This is a genomic window from Amycolatopsis nigrescens CSC17Ta-90, assembly GCF_000384315.1.
Lineage (GTDB): Bacteria > Actinomycetota > Actinomycetes > Mycobacteriales > Pseudonocardiaceae > Amycolatopsis > Amycolatopsis nigrescens.
In genome coordinates this window covers 198,832-212,692 of record NZ_ARVW01000001.1, presented here as the reverse complement: position 1 = coordinate 212,692, position 13,861 = coordinate 198,832, and the positions used below count along the sequence as shown (strand labels likewise).

General features: G+C 70.3%; 14 protein-coding genes. 8 read left to right on the top strand and 6 right to left on the bottom strand.

Going from position 1 to position 13,861, the window contains the following annotated elements:
• Window positions 1–49: 49 nt before the first annotated feature.
• Window positions 50–394 (bottom strand): hypothetical protein, encoded by a 345-nt coding sequence (locus tag AMYNI_RS0100960; protein WP_020666084.1) that lies wholly within the window; start codon window positions 392–394, stop codon window positions 50–52.
• 97 nt (window positions 395–491) lie between these two features.
• On the opposite strand from AMYNI_RS0100960, the gene AMYNI_RS0100955 reads away from it, so the two are divergent.
• Window positions 492–1,514, top strand: coding sequence for an alpha/beta fold hydrolase (locus AMYNI_RS0100955; protein ID WP_020666083.1), 1,023 nt, complete (start codon window positions 492–494; stop codon window positions 1,512–1,514).
• Here the strand turns inward: AMYNI_RS0100955 and AMYNI_RS43205 are convergent.
• Window positions 1,492–2,424 (bottom strand): alpha/beta fold hydrolase, encoded by a 933-nt coding sequence (locus AMYNI_RS43205; RefSeq protein ID WP_020666082.1) that lies wholly within the window; start codon window positions 2,422–2,424, stop codon window positions 1,492–1,494. The two genes, AMYNI_RS0100955 and AMYNI_RS43205, sit on opposite strands and share 23 nt — an antisense overlap.
• 176 nt (window positions 2,425–2,600) lie before the next feature.
• Between AMYNI_RS43205 and AMYNI_RS0100945 the strand changes: the two genes are divergently transcribed.
• From AMYNI_RS0100945 to AMYNI_RS49925, 3 genes are all read left to right on the top strand, one after another.
• Entirely contained in the window at window positions 2,601–4,034 is a 1,434-nt protein-coding gene (locus AMYNI_RS0100945) for a purine-cytosine permease family protein (RefSeq protein ID WP_020666081.1), read from the top strand.
• The gene (locus tag AMYNI_RS0100940; RefSeq protein WP_026359916.1) at window positions 4,031–4,705 is read left to right on the top strand and encodes a PhzF family phenazine biosynthesis protein; all 675 of its coding nucleotides are present in this window, start codon (window positions 4,031–4,033) and stop codon (window positions 4,703–4,705) included. Before AMYNI_RS0100945 ends, AMYNI_RS0100940 begins: the two co-directional genes overlap by 4 nt.
• A 170-nt stretch (window positions 4,706–4,875) precedes the next feature.
• Window positions 4,876–5,682, top strand: coding sequence for a hypothetical protein (locus tag AMYNI_RS49925; RefSeq protein ID WP_020666079.1), 807 nt, complete (start codon window positions 4,876–4,878; stop codon window positions 5,680–5,682).
• Window positions 5,683–5,695: 13 nt separating this feature from the next.
• Here the strand turns inward: AMYNI_RS49925 and folP are convergent, their stop codons facing one another.
• Window positions 5,696–6,589: a dihydropteroate synthase gene (folP, locus tag AMYNI_RS0100930; protein WP_020666078.1), complete on the bottom strand. Its 894-nt coding sequence runs from the start codon at window positions 6,587–6,589 to the stop codon at window positions 5,696–5,698.
• A gap of 323 nt (window positions 6,590–6,912) precedes the next feature.
• Here folP and AMYNI_RS43200 point away from each other — a divergent pair, with 323 nt between their 5' ends.
• From AMYNI_RS43200 to AMYNI_RS0100915, 3 genes are read left to right on the top strand one after another with little or no spacing between them, the layout of a single operon-like run.
• Window positions 6,913–7,536 carry a GTP cyclohydrolase I gene (locus AMYNI_RS43200; protein WP_169515686.1) on the top strand — a complete coding sequence of 208 codons (624 nt, stop codon included), beginning with the start codon at window positions 6,913–6,915 and terminating at the stop codon, window positions 7,534–7,536.
• A 28-nt stretch (window positions 7,537–7,564) separates the two neighbouring features.
• The gene (locus AMYNI_RS0100920) at window positions 7,565–8,767 is read left to right on the top strand and encodes an MFS transporter (RefSeq protein WP_026359915.1); all 1,203 of its coding nucleotides are present in this window, start codon (window positions 7,565–7,567) and stop codon (window positions 8,765–8,767) included.
• A 33-nt stretch (window positions 8,768–8,800) separates the two neighbouring features.
• The gene (locus AMYNI_RS0100915; protein WP_020666075.1) at window positions 8,801–9,865 is read left to right on the top strand and encodes an LLM class flavin-dependent oxidoreductase; all 1,065 of its coding nucleotides are present in this window, start codon (window positions 8,801–8,803) and stop codon (window positions 9,863–9,865) included.
• 25 nt (window positions 9,866–9,890) lie between these two features.
• Here the strand turns inward: AMYNI_RS0100915 and AMYNI_RS0100910 are convergent, their stop codons facing one another.
• Window positions 9,891–11,063 (bottom strand): GDSL-type esterase/lipase family protein, encoded by a 1,173-nt coding sequence (locus AMYNI_RS0100910; RefSeq protein ID WP_020666074.1) that lies wholly within the window; start codon window positions 11,061–11,063, stop codon window positions 9,891–9,893.
• Window positions 11,060–11,557, bottom strand: coding sequence for an FBP domain-containing protein (locus AMYNI_RS0100905; protein WP_026359914.1), 498 nt, complete (start codon window positions 11,555–11,557; stop codon window positions 11,060–11,062). Before AMYNI_RS0100905 ends, AMYNI_RS0100910 begins: the two co-directional genes overlap by 4 nt.
• Before the next feature lie 85 nt (window positions 11,558–11,642).
• On the opposite strand from AMYNI_RS0100905, the gene AMYNI_RS0100900 reads away from it, so the two are divergent.
• A complete protein-coding gene (locus tag AMYNI_RS0100900) occupies window positions 11,643–12,206 on the top strand; it encodes a TetR/AcrR family transcriptional regulator (RefSeq protein WP_020666072.1) in 564 nt (187 codons plus the stop codon).
• A gap of 1 nt (window position 12,207) precedes the next feature.
• Here the strand turns inward: AMYNI_RS0100900 and AMYNI_RS0100895 are convergent, their stop codons facing one another.
• On the bottom strand, window positions 12,208–13,821 hold the full coding sequence (locus AMYNI_RS0100895) for a peptide chain release factor 3 (protein WP_020666071.1): 1,614 nt from the start codon (window positions 13,819–13,821) through the stop codon (window positions 12,208–12,210).
• Window positions 13,822–13,861: the final 40 nt, after the last annotated feature.

The following is a 13,861-nucleotide window of genomic DNA, read 5'->3' as shown; positions in this document are numbered from 1 at the left end:
CTCCTAGGTTCGGACGGTTCCACGCCAGGGCCCAGGCGAAGGTTCGGGCTCAGAACCAGCCCAGAATGGTGCCGGTTCCCCACAAAGGCGCGGCGGCGGCGCACAGTAGCCAGCCGGACACGGGTTGTTTGCGCAGAAAGGTACGGAATCCGCCGATCCCGAGCACGCCGAACAGGGCGGAGGCGATCAGTTGCCGCTCGGCGACGTTGAACTGCCCGTTCGCGCCCGCTGTCTCCAGGGGATCGCTTTCGATCGCGATGGTGGCGATGTCCGCGGAGAACCAGAGGCAGGTCACCAGCGTGGCAAGGCCACAGGCCCACCGGGCGACCGGATGGAACGTCCGTCCGGTCTCCCCGGCCGGTGCCGGCAAGGGAAAGGCGCCGCTGTCGTGCATTCTCCGATTTTCGCACGGGCGCGGACCGTCCGATGCGCGGGCCCGCGCGGCCCTGTGGTGGTTAGAGTCCGGGAAAGGATCATTCTTCACGTGGAAGGTGGATGCGGTGCACGACCACGAGATCTTCGACCTCGGTGACTTCGTTCTGCAACAGGGCGCGACGCTGCGCGGTGCCCGGCTGGCGTATCAGACCTACGGAACGCTCGATGCGGACAAGGGCAACGCGATCGTCTACCCGACCTGGTACTCGGGCCGGCACTGGGACAACGAATGGCTGATCGGCGAGGGCATGGCGCTGGATCCGGCCAGGTACTTCATCATCGTGCCGAACATGCTCGGCAACGGCCTTTCCAGCTCGCCGAGCAACACCCCGCCGCCGTACGACCGGGCCCGCTTCCCGAACGTCACCATGGCGGACAACGTCCGTGCCCAGCACCGGCTGGTCACCGAGCGGTTCGGCATCCGGACCCTGCCGCTGGTGACCGGCTGGTCGATGGGCGCCGGGCAGACCTACCAGTGGGCGGTGTCCCATCCGGAAATGGTGCGGCGGATCGCGCCGTTCTGCGGCTCCTCGGTGACCAGCGAGCACAACAAGGTCTTCCTCGAAGGCGTCAAGGCCGCGCTCACCGCCGACGACGCGTTCCGCGGTGGCTGGTATGAGCAGCAGCCGGTCAAGGGCCTGCGCGCGGCGGCGCGGGTGTACGCGGGCTGGGGCTTCTCCCAGGCGTTCTACTGGGACCGGGTCTACCGCGAACTGGGCTACAGCTCGCTGGAGGACTTCCTGGTCGGCTTCTGGGAAGGGTTCTTCCTCGACGACCGCGACGCCAACAACCTGCTCACCATGCTCTGGACCTGGCAGCACGCCGACGTCGGCCGGACGCCGGGGTTCGACGGGGACACCGTCGCCGCGTTGCGTTCGATCACCGCGAAGGCGATCGTGCTGCCGGCGGAGAAGGATCTGTACTTCCCGCCCGAGGACGAGGCGTGGGCCTGCCGGCACATCGCGAATGCCGAGCACCGCGTGATTCCCGGGGTGTGGGGCCATTTCGCCGGTGGTGGCGCCAACCCGGTGGACGTCGAGTTCATCGACGCCGCGCTCAAGGAACTGCTGGCCAGGTGAGCCAGCGCCGGCGGGCGTGTTTCCGGATGAACGCGCCGATTTCGGTGATCGCGGCGCGTCCTTCCGGGATGATCGCGGGGAAGTTGTGCCACAGGTGGAACACCCCCTGGTAGAGGTGCACGTCCACGGTGGCTCCCGCATGCGTCGCCGCCGCCGCGAAGTTCCGCGTGTCGTCGAGGACGGTTTCGTCGGTTCCCGCGATGAGCAGCAGCGGCGGGAGATCATCGAGCGGACCGTAGAGCGGGGAAGCCAGCGGGTCCCGGGGATCGTGGTCGCCAAGGTAGGTCTCGCGCAGCCTGGTGAGCATCGCCTTGCTCACCAGGGGATCGCGGTCGGCGTGGGACTCCAGGGTGGCCGCGGTGAGCGTCATGTCGGTCCACGGCGAGGCCGCGACCGCCGCCGCCGGCATCGGCAGCCCCTTCGCCCGGATGGCGTGCAGAGCGGTGAGCACGAGGTTGCCGCCGGAGGAGGCGCCGGCCAGCACCACGGCCTGCGGTCCCAGCTGGGCGGCGACCCATTCGTAGGCCGCGACGGCATCCTGCTGCGCGGCCGGGAAGGTGTGCTCCGGCGCCAGGCGGTAGTCCACGGCCAGCACCCGGAAACCGGTGGCGCGCGCGATCTCCGCGGCGACTCCCCGCCAGCCGTAGGCCGAGCCCATCAGGTAGCCGCCGCCGTGGAACAGGATCACCGCCCGGTCTTCCGCGCTGCCGGGCACGCCGACCCAGAGCGACGGGACCCCGCCCGCGCGCACCGGTTCGACGACCGCGTCGGGCGGGGTCTGGCTGCCGAAGAACCGGTCGTCGGCCGCGCGCAGCTGCTCCACGGTCGCGTCCTGCGGATCGGGCGGGAAGACCTCCGCGAACAGGTCCAGAACCTGTTGGGCGGCGGCCGAGAACTGCGAGGCCGGCATCGGACGGACTCCTTCCGCGGGATGATCCGCTCAACCCGGGTGCACGTCCTGACATTCCGGCCTGGGTCATTCGATCCCGTGCCCGCCCCGGACTGGGACGGATCGTCCAGGCCGGGTAGCTGCCGGCCGAACCTAAGGTGACCCGAACATCCGCGGCAGCCTGAGCAGGAGCGCCCATGAGTGAGAAGGTCACCGAGGTCGAGCAGCACGGGATCGCGCCGATTCCGGTCGCGGAGCAGACGTCGCGTCCGCGCGACCTGTTCCGGCTCGCGTTCGGCGGGGCGAACACCTTCGCCACGATCATCCTCGGCACCCTGCCGATCGCGTACGGCCTGAGCTTCTGGGCGGCGGTGGCCGCGGTTGCGATCGGGGTGGTCGCCGGCGGGCTGGTGCTTTCGCCGATGGCGTTGTTCGGGCCGCGGACCAGGACGAACAACGCGGTGTCCTCGGGGGCGCACTTCGGCGTGGTCGGCCGGTGCGTCGGGTCGTTCCTGTCGCTGCTGACCGCGATCACCTTCTTCGCGATCTCGGTCTGGGTCAGCGGGGACGCGGTGGCCGGCGCGGCGCAGCGGCTGTTCGGCTTCGACGGCGGCGCGGCACTGCGGGCGGTGGCCTACGGCCTGATCGCGATCGCGACGCTTGTCGTCTGCCTGTACGGGTACCGGTTCATGCTGCTGGTCAACCGGGTCGCGGTGGTGCTCGGCACGGTGATCATGCTGCTCGGGGGCTTCGCCTACGGTGGCAGCTTCGACCCGGGGTTCGCGGGTACCGGTGTCTACGCGCTCGGTACGTTCGGGCCGACGTTCATCCTGGCGGTGCTCACGACGCTGGCGAACCCGATCTCGTTCGGCGCCTTCCTCGGCGACTGGTCGCGCTACATCCCGGCCACCTACCGCCGCCGTTCGCTGCTGGCGGCGCCGTTCCTGGCCCAGGTGGCCACGCTGCTGCCGTTCGGGTTCGGCATCGCGACCGCGACCCTGGTCGCCGACCCGGCCGACTACATCACCGGCCTGACCGCGATTTCCCCGCTCTGGTACGCGATTCCGCTGATCGTGGTGGCGCTGATCGGCGGGCTGTCCACGGGCACCACCGCGCTGTACGGCACCGGCCTCGACTTCAGCTCGATCTTCCCGCGGCTGTCGCGGGTGCGGGCGACGCTGCTGATCGGCTCGCTGAGCGTGGTGTTCATCTTCGTCGGCAACTTCGTGCTGGACATGGTGTCCAGCATCAACGCGTTCGCCACCCTGATCGTGCTGTGCACGTCGCCGTGGATGGTGATCATGATGATCGGCTACGTGCAACGCCGCGGCTTCTACGACGTCGAGGATCTGCAGGTGTTCAACGAGGGCCGCCGCGGCGGGCGCTACTGGTTCCGGCACGGGGTGAACTGGCGCGCGATGGGGGCCTGGATCCCGGCCACCGCGCTGGGCCTGCTGTGCGCGAACACGCCGATGATCACGGGCCCGCTGAGCGGCATCGCGGGTGGGGTCGACCTCAGCCTGGTGGTGACGCTGTGCACCGCGGCCATCGCCTACCCGCTGCTGAACAAGCTGTTCCCGGAGCCTCGCGAGGTCTTCGGCCCGGCGAGCCCGGTTAGCCTGGTGGCGTGACAGCTCTCCATGTTCTTCGCGTGTTCTGCGGCCCCGACGGGCGTTATGGCAACGAGCTGGGCGTGGTTCTCGACGGGCCCGCCGTCGCGGCCGGACAGGACCGCCAGGCCGTGGCCGCGCGGCTGGGCTTCAGCGAGACCGTCTTCGTCGACGACGCCGGTACCGGCACGGTCGACATCTACACGCCCAGCGTGCGGCTGCCGTTCGCCGGGCATCCGCTGGTCGGCGTCTCCTGGCTGCTGGGTCGGCTGAGCACCGGGCCGGCGGTGCTGCACCCGCCGGCGGGACCGGTGCCGACCAGGCAGGAGGGCGAGTTCACCTGGGTCAGCGGCCGCGCGGCGTGGGCGCCCGGCAGGCTCATGCGGCAGCACGCGTCGGCCGAAGAGGTGGACGCCCTGCCGAGCCCGCCGCCGGGGGAGGGCTGGCTGTACGCCTGGGCGTGGCGCGAGCAGGCCGCCGGCCGGGTGCGGGCCAGGGGATTTCCCCGCCGGGGCGACGGCATCGTCGAGGACGAGGCGACCGGCGCGTCCGCGATCGTGCTCACCGCCGAGCTGGGCCGGGCACTGGACATCGCGCAGGGCAAGGGATCGCAGATCCTGACCAGGCCGGGGCCGGACGGCACGGTGGAGGTCGGCGGCAGGGTCGTCCTGGACGGAACCCGTTCCCTCTGACCTGGCCGGGCATTTCGCCGTGCACCCCTCCTGGACCTGGCCCAATGTGACGTTTGGCTCGTTCTATTGGCCAAACGTCACATTGGGCTCGTTTCCGTCGGCGAGAAAGGTGCGGGGCTTACCGCGGTGCCGGGTCGCCGAAGTGGGCGAATCCCAGTCACAGTGAGCAGATGAGCGGACGAGGGCTGGACCACGACGGCGCGATCGCCCGTGAAGGTGCGCTGGACCGGGTGCCGGCGGCGTTCGGCGCTGTCGTCGACGCCGCCCGTGCGCGGATCGCCCAGACGTTCGGCGGCGCGCGGCTGCACAGCGCCTACCTCTACGGCAGCATCCCCCGTGGCACCGCCGTCCCCGGGACCTCCGACCTCGACCTGCTGCTGGCACTGCACGACGAGCCGACCGACGCCGACCGCGCCGACGCCGACCTCATCGAGGCCGCACTCGACCGCGCTTTCCCCCAGATCGACGGCACCGGCATCCAGCTGGCCAGCACTCGCAATCTGCTCAGCGATATCGAACGCCACGACGGCGGCTTCTTCGTCGCCTGCCTGTGCACCCCGCTGCTCGGTGACGACCTCGCCGTGCGGCTGCCTCGCTATCGCCCCACGTCCTTGCTCGCCCGCGAGACGAACGGCGACCTCGCCCTCATGCTCGCGGACTGGCGCACCCGGGCCGCGGAAGCCGCCACCGATGGCGAACGCAGGGCGCTCAGCCGCCGCGTGGCCCGCCGGATCGTCCGGACCGGGTTCACCCTGATCATGCCCCGCTGGGGTGGCTGGACCAGCGACTTGGACGAGTCCGCCGAACTCTTCGGCCGCTACTACCGTGCGCGTGCCCCGCAGATGCGGATCGCCGCGGCCACCGGGCGCACACCCTCAGCGGCACCGGCGGTGCTCGGCATGCTCATCGACGACCTGGCTCCGTGGCTCGCCGCCGAGTACACCGCTGTGCACGGCGAAAAGGCGTCCCGCTCTTGAAGATCGCGCCGCGTCAGGCGGTCCACTGGTAGGGCCGGGACGGCGGGCGGCTGCCGTTGATGGTCGCGATCATCTCGGCCACCTGGCGGGTTTCGCGGACGTGATGGGCCCGGAACATCACCGCTCCGGCGTTCGCCGCGTACGCGGTGGCCGCCAAGGTCCCCACCATCCGGTCCTCGAGGTCCGCGTCCAGGATCTCGCCGATGAAGTCCTTGTTCGAGATCGCCATCAGGACCGGCCAGCCGGTGTCCACGAACGCTCGCACGTGGCGCAGCAGCGTGACGTTGTAGTCGGTGTCCTTGCCGTACAGGATGCCGAGCGTGGGGTCGATGAGGATGCCGCCCCGCGGAACCCCCTTGGCCGCCGCGAGTTCGGCCAGCCGGACGGTTTCCTCCACCACGGTCGCCACCACGTCCTCGTACCGCGGCCGGACGGGCACCGTCCGCGGCGCTTGGCCGCCGGTGTGCGTGCAGATATAGCCGGTGCCGTACTTGGCCGCGACATCCATCAATTCCGGTTCGGCCGCCGCCCAGCTGTCGTTGATGATGTCCGCGCCGACCCGGCACACTTCCTCGCCGACTTCACGGCGCCAGGTGTCGACGCTGATAAACAGATCCGGATACGTTTCCCTGGCCCATTGCACGACGGGCGCCACGCGGTCGATCTCCTCGCCGGTACTGACCTCCGGGCCGGCTTCGGCCCGCACACCGCCGATGTCGATGACGTCCGCGCCGGCCGCCACGGCCCGGCTAATCGCGTTCTGCGCTTCTTCTTCGCCGAAAGTGGCGCCCTGGTCGAAGAAGGAATCGGTTGTCCGGTTGATGATGGCCATGATCAGTGCCCGATCCCGGACCACTTTGCGACCACGGAACACCAAATCGACCTCGGTGGGATCCACCGGCGGCATATGTCCTACCTCTCGCAGCATCTCGGCGATGGACAACCCAAAGCTATGGTCACTCTCCACAAGGTAGCGAACCGCCCGCACCCGGACAAACACCGCTGAGCAGGGCTTCCGCGGATCGCACCCCCCGGCGCGGTCGGCCCTGACCGCCGGTTCAAGGCTACTACGCGCTGCGACGGCCGCTCGCGGGCACGGGGTGGCCGGGTTCCGGTCAGGCGAAACCGGTGACAGCGGGTTAGAATCAGGACGTTCTGCGGGCCGGCGAGCGGAGGTAGGGCAATGCTGTCATCCGGGCTGTCATCCGGGACTTCATCGGGGTTGAGATCGTGATTCCGGACAGCCGCCAAGGGCTGGACATTCCGGGCCAAAGACAGCCGGGCGATCTGAAAAAGGCGGAACTCGGAGTCCGTGATCTGCTGCAGGTGCTGGATGCCCGTCCGGCAGGTGCGCAAACCGCGGAGACCGCCGAGGCACTGGTCGCCCTGTTATCCGATTTCCTGAAGCCGCAACCTTTTGCGCCCGCCCTGTCGCCCAGTGGCGAGCAGGACGAATGCCTGACCCTGGTCCAATCCATTCAGTTCACCAGCCTGTGCTCCTGTCATCTGCTGCCGTTCTTCGGCTTCGCGCACGTCGGTTATATTCCCGGTGGCTGGTCGATCGATGTTCCCGAACTCGTCGGTACCGTTCGTCATTTCGCGAGAAACGCGCAGACCCAGGAATATCTGACCGGGCAAATTGCGCGCGGAGTGGAGGAAATGCTCCACGCCGGCGGAGTGGGCGTGGTGGTTTCCGCCACCCATCTGTGCGCCTGCCTGCGAGGGGAGCAGTCCGCGGGCGCGGAGCTGGTGACCAGTTGCCTGCTGGGCTCCCTGCGGTCGGATCCCAGGACCAGGGCGGAATTCCTGTCCCTGCTCGACGAGCACGACGTAAGGTCTGGAGGACGCAGCTAGAACTGGTGGACTCCTGGGGGCAGAGGTCGTGGCTGGCAAATGGGTACGGCTTCAAGCGGTGGCGGTGTCCGGTTCGGCGAGTGAGGGGCTGTTGCTGGCGGCGTTGCCGTTGCTCGCGGTCTCGATCACCACGGACCCGCGTGAGGTTTCGCTGGTCAACGTGGTGGGGCAGGCGCCGTGGTTGCTCTTCTCCTTGTTCGCCGGGCTGCTGATCGACCGGGTGCGGCGCACGACGGTGCTCGCCTGGGCCTACGGGGTGCAGGTGTGCGCGGCGCTGATCCTGGCGGTCGCCGGCACGGCCGGGTCGCTGAGCCTGCCGCTGCTGCTGGTGGTCGCGTTCCTGGTGACCTCGACGCAGGTGCTCGGGAACGGGGTCAGCGGCGTACTGGTGCCGGAAATCGTGGAGCGGGACCGGCTGCCCGCGGCGAACGCCCGGCTTCAGGTGATCGACCAGGGGATCGTGCAGTTCATCGTCCCGCCGGCCGCCGGTGCCCTGCTCGCGCTCAGCGCCGGGGCTCCCGCCTGGGCGGCGTGCGTGCTGGCGGTGTCGGCACTCGTGCTGAGCAGGGGCCTGCGCTCGGCGTCGGTCGCCGCCGCCAAAGCGCGTCCGCTGCACGACCTCACCGAAGGGCTGAAGTACCTGGTTCGCACCCGGCTACTGCGCTCGATCACCATCACCGTGGCGCTCGGCTCCTTCGCCGCGAGCGCGAGCGCCACCATGCTCGTCCTCTACGCGACGCAGGAACTGCGGATCGGCGCGGTCGGCTACGGTGCCCTGCTCGCCTGCATGGCCGTGGGGTGGGTGGCGTCCTCCTTCTTCGTGCACCGGATCGTGGGGCGGCTGGGCTATTCCTGGTCGATGCGCCTTGCCCAGAGTTTCGTCGCCCTGCTGGAACTGCTGATCGCCGTCCTGCCGCCATGGCCCCCGGCGGTGGGTGCGGTGCTCATTCTGATGACCGCCACCACCCTGGTCTGGAACGTCTGCTCGCAGTCCAGCAGGCAACGTTTCACCCCGCCCGCCCTGCTCGGCCGGGTCCTGACCAGCCATCGCGCGCTGGCCTGGGGTCTCACCCCGCTGGGTGCACTGGCCGGCGGCCTGGTCGCGGCGCACTGGAGCCTGCGGGGCGTCTGGGTGATGGGCGGCGCCGTGCAGTTCATCGGGGCCTGGATCGTGTGGCGCACCATGTCCCCGGCCGCGTTCAGCGAAGCCGAGCTGGTGGCTTCCCGTTGACCGCCGAAGCAACGACAGCACGTTGGAGGCATCATGCGCGCAGGCGTCGTGGTCACCGCACACCCCGGTGTGGAGGACCTCGCCGTGCTGGCCGAGGAGTTGGGCTTGCACAGTTTCTGGGTGAACGACACCCCGATGGTGCAAGGCGACCCCTTCGTCGCACTGGGACTGTGCGCGAAGGCCACCAGCCGCATCAGGCTCGGCATCGGCGTGACCTCACCGGCGCTGCGCTCGGCGCCGGCCGCCGCGAGCGGGTTCGCCAGCCTCAACGCCATCGCACCGGGCCGGATCATCTGCGGGGTCGGCACCGGAAACACCGCCCGGCGCACCCTGGGCATGCCGCCGACCACGGCGGCCGCACTGGAGAAATTCACCACCGCACTGCAGGACCTGTGCGCCGGACGCTCGACCGAGTACCGCGAAGGTGACCGCGTCCGCGACATCCGGTTCCTGCACACCGGGGCGCACGTGCACACCACCGACCCGATCGAGTTCGTCGTGGCCGCGCTCGGACCGAAGGCCGCCGCCGTCGCCGGCCGCCGCGGCACCGGCCTCATCTCCTTCGGCCTGCTGGACCCCACCGCCTGGCACGCGCTGCACGCCGCCCGCCGCCACGCCGCCCAGGACACCCTCCGCGCCCCCGACTCCCGCACGGATTCCTACCTGGTCACCGCGCTCCACATCCTCGACGAGGACGAGGACCCGCACAGCGACACAGCCCGCGACGTGACAGGCCACCTCGTCCTGTCGCTGCTGGCCTTCGCCGCCGACACCGCCGCCGACACACCCTCTTTCGCCGAGCAACTCGGCCCCGAGGAACGCGAAGCGGTGCAGCGACTGCTCGACCGGCGCGGCACCACCGCCACCGCGCCGGACCGGCACACCAAGCTCTACCCCAACTACCTCGGACGCATCGCACCGCAGGACCGCGACCTGGTGCTGCCCTCGCTGATGAACACCCTGGCGCTGGTCGGCACCCGCGACGACCTTCGCACCCGCATCGCCACGCTGGAGCAGGCCGGCATCGACGAACTCCTCATCCAGCCGGTGATCGACCCGGCCACCGAGATGGCCCAGCTCGCCGAACTCCTCACCTGAGCGGACCGATCCGGCGATCGGCATGTCACGGCGGTGCGACCCTGCCGGCGAACGGGCCGCCGTCGCCGAAGGCCAGCTCGGCGAAGCGTGTGCCGATGCGGCGGTGACCGGCGGAGTCCGGGTGCAGCCGGTCGGGCAGGGGCAGCTCGGCGAAGTCCGGTTCGCCGTAGAGCGAGCGACCGTCGAGGTAGTGCAGGTTCGGGTCTTCGGCCGCCCGTCGCGCGGTGATGCGGGCGAGCTCGTCCCGGACGACGTTGAGCGTCAGCCGTCCGCTGGCGCGGTCGGCCGGGTCGCCGGTGGCCCGGAACAGGACCGTCCGGCCGTCGAAGTCCATCGCGCCGGGGCCGGGGGTGTCCTCGTGGATCGGGCAGAGCAGGGGAGAGACGACCAGCAACGGCGTCGTGGGGTGGCCATCGCGGATGGTGTCCAGGAAACCGTGCACCGCGGGGGAGAAGCCGCGCAGGCGCATCAGGTCGGCGTTGACCAGGTTGATGCCGATCTTGACGCTGATCAGGTCCGCCGGAGTGTCCCGGATCGCGCGTGCGGTGAACGGATCGAGCAGGGCGTTGCCGCGCAGGCCCAGGTTGACCAGCTCCACACCGGCCAGTGCGGCGGCCAGCACCGGCCAGGTCGCGGTCGGGCGGTCGGCGTTGGAGCCGTGGCTGATCGAGCTGCCGTGGTGCAGCCACACCCGGCGGCCCCGGTCCGGCACGGCCTCGACCGGGGCGTCCGTGCGCAGGGCGATCAGCTCGGTGATTTCGGTGTGCGGCAACCAGATCTCGACGTCCTTCTGGTCGGCGGACAGCTCGGCGAAGCGGACCGTGCCGGGCTGTCCTGGCCGGGTGACCGTGGACCGGGTGGCCATGTCGATGAGTTGCACGTTGCCGCCGGGCACGGCTGTCTGCCCGGCCGGACGGCCGTCGACGAGCAGTTCGTAGACGCCGTCCGGCGAGGCAGGGAAGCCCTGGTAGACCGTCCTCGTCGGGAGCACGTCCAGCTCGACGGCGGTGGCCCGGGTGCGGAAGGCCAACCGCACCCCGGCGGGCTGGGCCTCGACCATGCTCAGGTACTCGTCGGGGAACTGCTCGCGCGCACCGGCCGGCAGCCGGTGCGGCAGCAGGCCCTGCGCGGTGCGCTCGAGGTCGAGGGCACCGCGCAGGATGCGGAGGTCGAGCGGAGTGGTGATCCAGTCGGTCACGCGCCGACCACCTTGTCCAGGAACCCGGCCAGGTTCGCGGTGGTCCGCTCGACCTGCTCGGCCGGTGTGAGCGACTCGTGCAGCCGCTCGCCGGGTCCGGTCTTCTTCTTCCCGCGCAGGTAGAGCGAGCAGGCAAGGTCGGTGCAGATGTAGGCGCCGACCGAGTTGCCCTGCTGCCCGTCCCGGCCGGCCTTGCGCGCGGTCATCAGCGAGACGCCGCCCCCGGGATGCGTGGTCAGGCACAGGGAGCACATGCTGCGCCGTGCGCGCCCGGCGTAGGGCGCGGCCAGCCGCAGCGCCACTCCCACGAACCCGTCGCCGGACTCGGTCACCAGGTAGGCCCGCTGCGGCGCGCCGGGGTCCCGCCAGCCGAGGAAGTCCAGGTCTTCCCACGGCCGCGCGGCCAAGTCCTTGGGCACGGCCAGGCGTTTCGCCTCGCCCTTGGTGCAGTTCACGAATGATGCGCGGATGTCGCGCTCGGTCACCCTCCTCATAAACAGAAAGCTACCTCCCCTAGAGCAAAAACGCGAACTCATAAGTATTATCCTAGGAGTCCTAGGTAGAGGGAGGTAGCGGCAGATGGCACGCGCGGGGGTGACCGCCGAGCGCCTGACCAGTGCGGCGGCGGATCTGGCCGACGAGGTCGGCTTCGAGAACGTGACCGTCTCCGCGCTCGCCCGCGGGTTCGGCGTCAAGGACGCGAGCCTGTACTCGCACGTCAAGAACGTGCACGAGCTGAAGGTCAGGGTGGCCACGCTCGCATTGACCGAACTCGCCGACCGGGCCGCCGCCGCGCTGGCCGGCCGGGCGGGCAAGGATGCGCTGGTGGCCTTCGCGAACACCTACCGGTCCTACGCGAAGGAGCACCCTGGCAGGTACGCGGCGATGCGGATGGAGCTCGATACCGAGGCGGCGCTCAGCGCGGCGGGCCGGCACGCGGAGATGACCAGGGCGATCCTGCGTGGCTACCGGCTGTCCGAGCCGGACCAGACGGACGCGGTGCGGCTGCTGCACAGCACCATCTACGGCTACGTGACTCTGGAGGCGTCCGGCGGGTTCCACCCGCGCGGGTTGGACGACTCGTGGTCCAGGGTGCTGGACGTGCTCGACCTCGCACTCGGGAACTGGCCGCGAGCTTCGTGATTCAGCCGCCTTCGGCCACCAGCGGTTCCAGTACCAGCTCCGGATGGCCGCGCAGCATCAGCCGCAGGTCGATCTCCTCGGCGAACAGCGCCAGCTCGGCGCCGTCGTCGCGGGTGAGCACCTCGCTGCGGCGGCCGCTGTCGACCACGGCGCGCTGCCGGGGATCGGCCAGCCGTCGGATCGCGTTGTAGGGCAGGTGTTCCAGGCGCACCGGCGAGCCGAACTCGGAGGACATCCGGTGCGTGGCGACCTCGAACTGCATCGGTCCCACCGCGGCGAGCACCGGTGCCGCGTCCCCGCGCCGGTCCGAGCGCAGCACCTGGACCACGCCCTCGGCGCCGAGTTGCTCGACGCCCTTGCGGAACTGCTTGGCGCGGCCGAGGTCGGCCGGCCTGGCGACGGCGAAATGCGCGGGCGCGAAGCTGGGCAGGCCGGGAAACCGCACCGCCGGCCGTCCGGCGTGCAGGGTGTCGCCGACCCGGAGCGCGGTGGCGTTGACCAGCCCGATCACATCACCGGGATAAGCAGTGTCCAATGTGGAGCGTTGCTGGCCGAAGACCTGCTGGGCGTACTTGGTCGCGAACGGCCTGCCGGTGGTGCTGTTGGTGACGACCATGCCGCGCTCGAACATCCCCGAGCACACCCTGGCGAAGGCCACCTGGTCCCGGTGCGAAGGGTCCATCCCGGTCTGCACCTTGAACACGAACGCCGAGAACGGGGCGTCCAGCTCGCGTGCCGCGCCGCCGGTGTCGATCCGGGGCGCAGGCCGCGGTGCCAGGTCGACGAGCAGGTCCAGCAGCTGGCGGACGCCGAAGTTCCGCACCGCCGAACCGAACAGCACCGGGGTGGCGGTGGCGTCGGCGAACCGTGCCGCGGCGAACTCGCCGCCGGAGGCGCGCAGCAGTTCGGACTCCTCCAGCGCCCGGTGCCAGTCGCCGCCGGCCTCGGCTTCGGCCTGCCGCGCGTCGCGACGTTCCTCCGGCGCCGCACCCGCTCCGGCCGTGCTGGGCAGGTACCGGATGAAGTCGCCTTCGGTGAGGTCGAGCACTCCGCGCAGGTGGCCTGCCGTGCCGACCGGCCAGGTCAGCGGCATCGGCTGCAACCCGATCCGGTCGGAGAGCTCGTCGCAGAGATCGAGCGCGTCGCGCCCGGGGCGGTCCCACTTGTTGATGAAGGTGATCACCGGAATGCCGCGGTAACGGCAGACGTCGAACAGCTTCAGGGTCTGCGGTTCCAGGCCCTTCGCGGCGTCCAGCAGCATCACCGCCGAGTCCACCGCGGAGAGCACCCGGTAGGTGTCCTCGGAGAAGTCCGCGTGGCCAGGGGTGTCCAGCAGGTTGATCACCGCGTCGCGGTAGCCGAACTGCAGCGCGGCCGAGGTGATCGAGATCCCGCGGGCACGTTCCATCTCCATCCAGTCCGAGGTCACCCCGCGTCGCCCGGCCTTGCCGTGCACCGCGCCCGCTTCGGAGATCACCCGCGCGTGCAGCGCCAGCGCCTCGGTCAAGGTCGACTTCCCGGCGTCCGGATGACTGATCACCGCGAAGCTCCGCCGCCGGCCCGCCTGCGCGAGCACCTCCACCGGCTCGGCCCGAACCGCGTCGCCTGCCGTCACAACCGCTCCCCGCCTGCCGCCACCGGGGATGGCCCAGCCA

What these genes read in the sequence shown, in the direction of transcription:
- AMYNI_RS0100960 (WP_020666084.1), bottom strand. Translation starts at nt 394, where the DNA reads ATGCACGACAGCGGCGCCTTTCCCTTGCCGGCACCGGCCGGGGAGACC.
- AMYNI_RS43205 (WP_020666082.1), bottom strand. Translation starts at nt 2,424, where the DNA reads ATGCCGGCCTCGCAGTTCTCGGCCGCCGCCCAACAGGTTCTGGACCTG.
- AMYNI_RS0100945 (WP_020666081.1), top strand. Translation starts at nt 2,601, where the DNA reads ATGAGTGAGAAGGTCACCGAGGTCGAGCAGCACGGGATCGCGCCGATT.
- AMYNI_RS49925 (WP_020666079.1), top strand. Translation starts at nt 4,876, where the DNA reads ATGAGCGGACGAGGGCTGGACCACGACGGCGCGATCGCCCGTGAAGGT.
- folP (WP_020666078.1), bottom strand. Translation starts at nt 6,589, where the DNA reads ATGCCGCCGGTGGATCCCACCGAGGTCGATTTGGTGTTCCGTGGTCGC.
- AMYNI_RS0100915 (WP_020666075.1), top strand. Translation starts at nt 8,801, where the DNA reads ATGCGCGCAGGCGTCGTGGTCACCGCACACCCCGGTGTGGAGGACCTC.
- AMYNI_RS0100905 (WP_026359914.1), bottom strand. Translation starts at nt 11,557, where the DNA reads ATGAGGAGGGTGACCGAGCGCGACATCCGCGCATCATTCGTGAACTGC.
- AMYNI_RS0100900 (WP_020666072.1), top strand. Translation starts at nt 11,643, where the DNA reads ATGGCACGCGCGGGGGTGACCGCCGAGCGCCTGACCAGTGCGGCGGCG.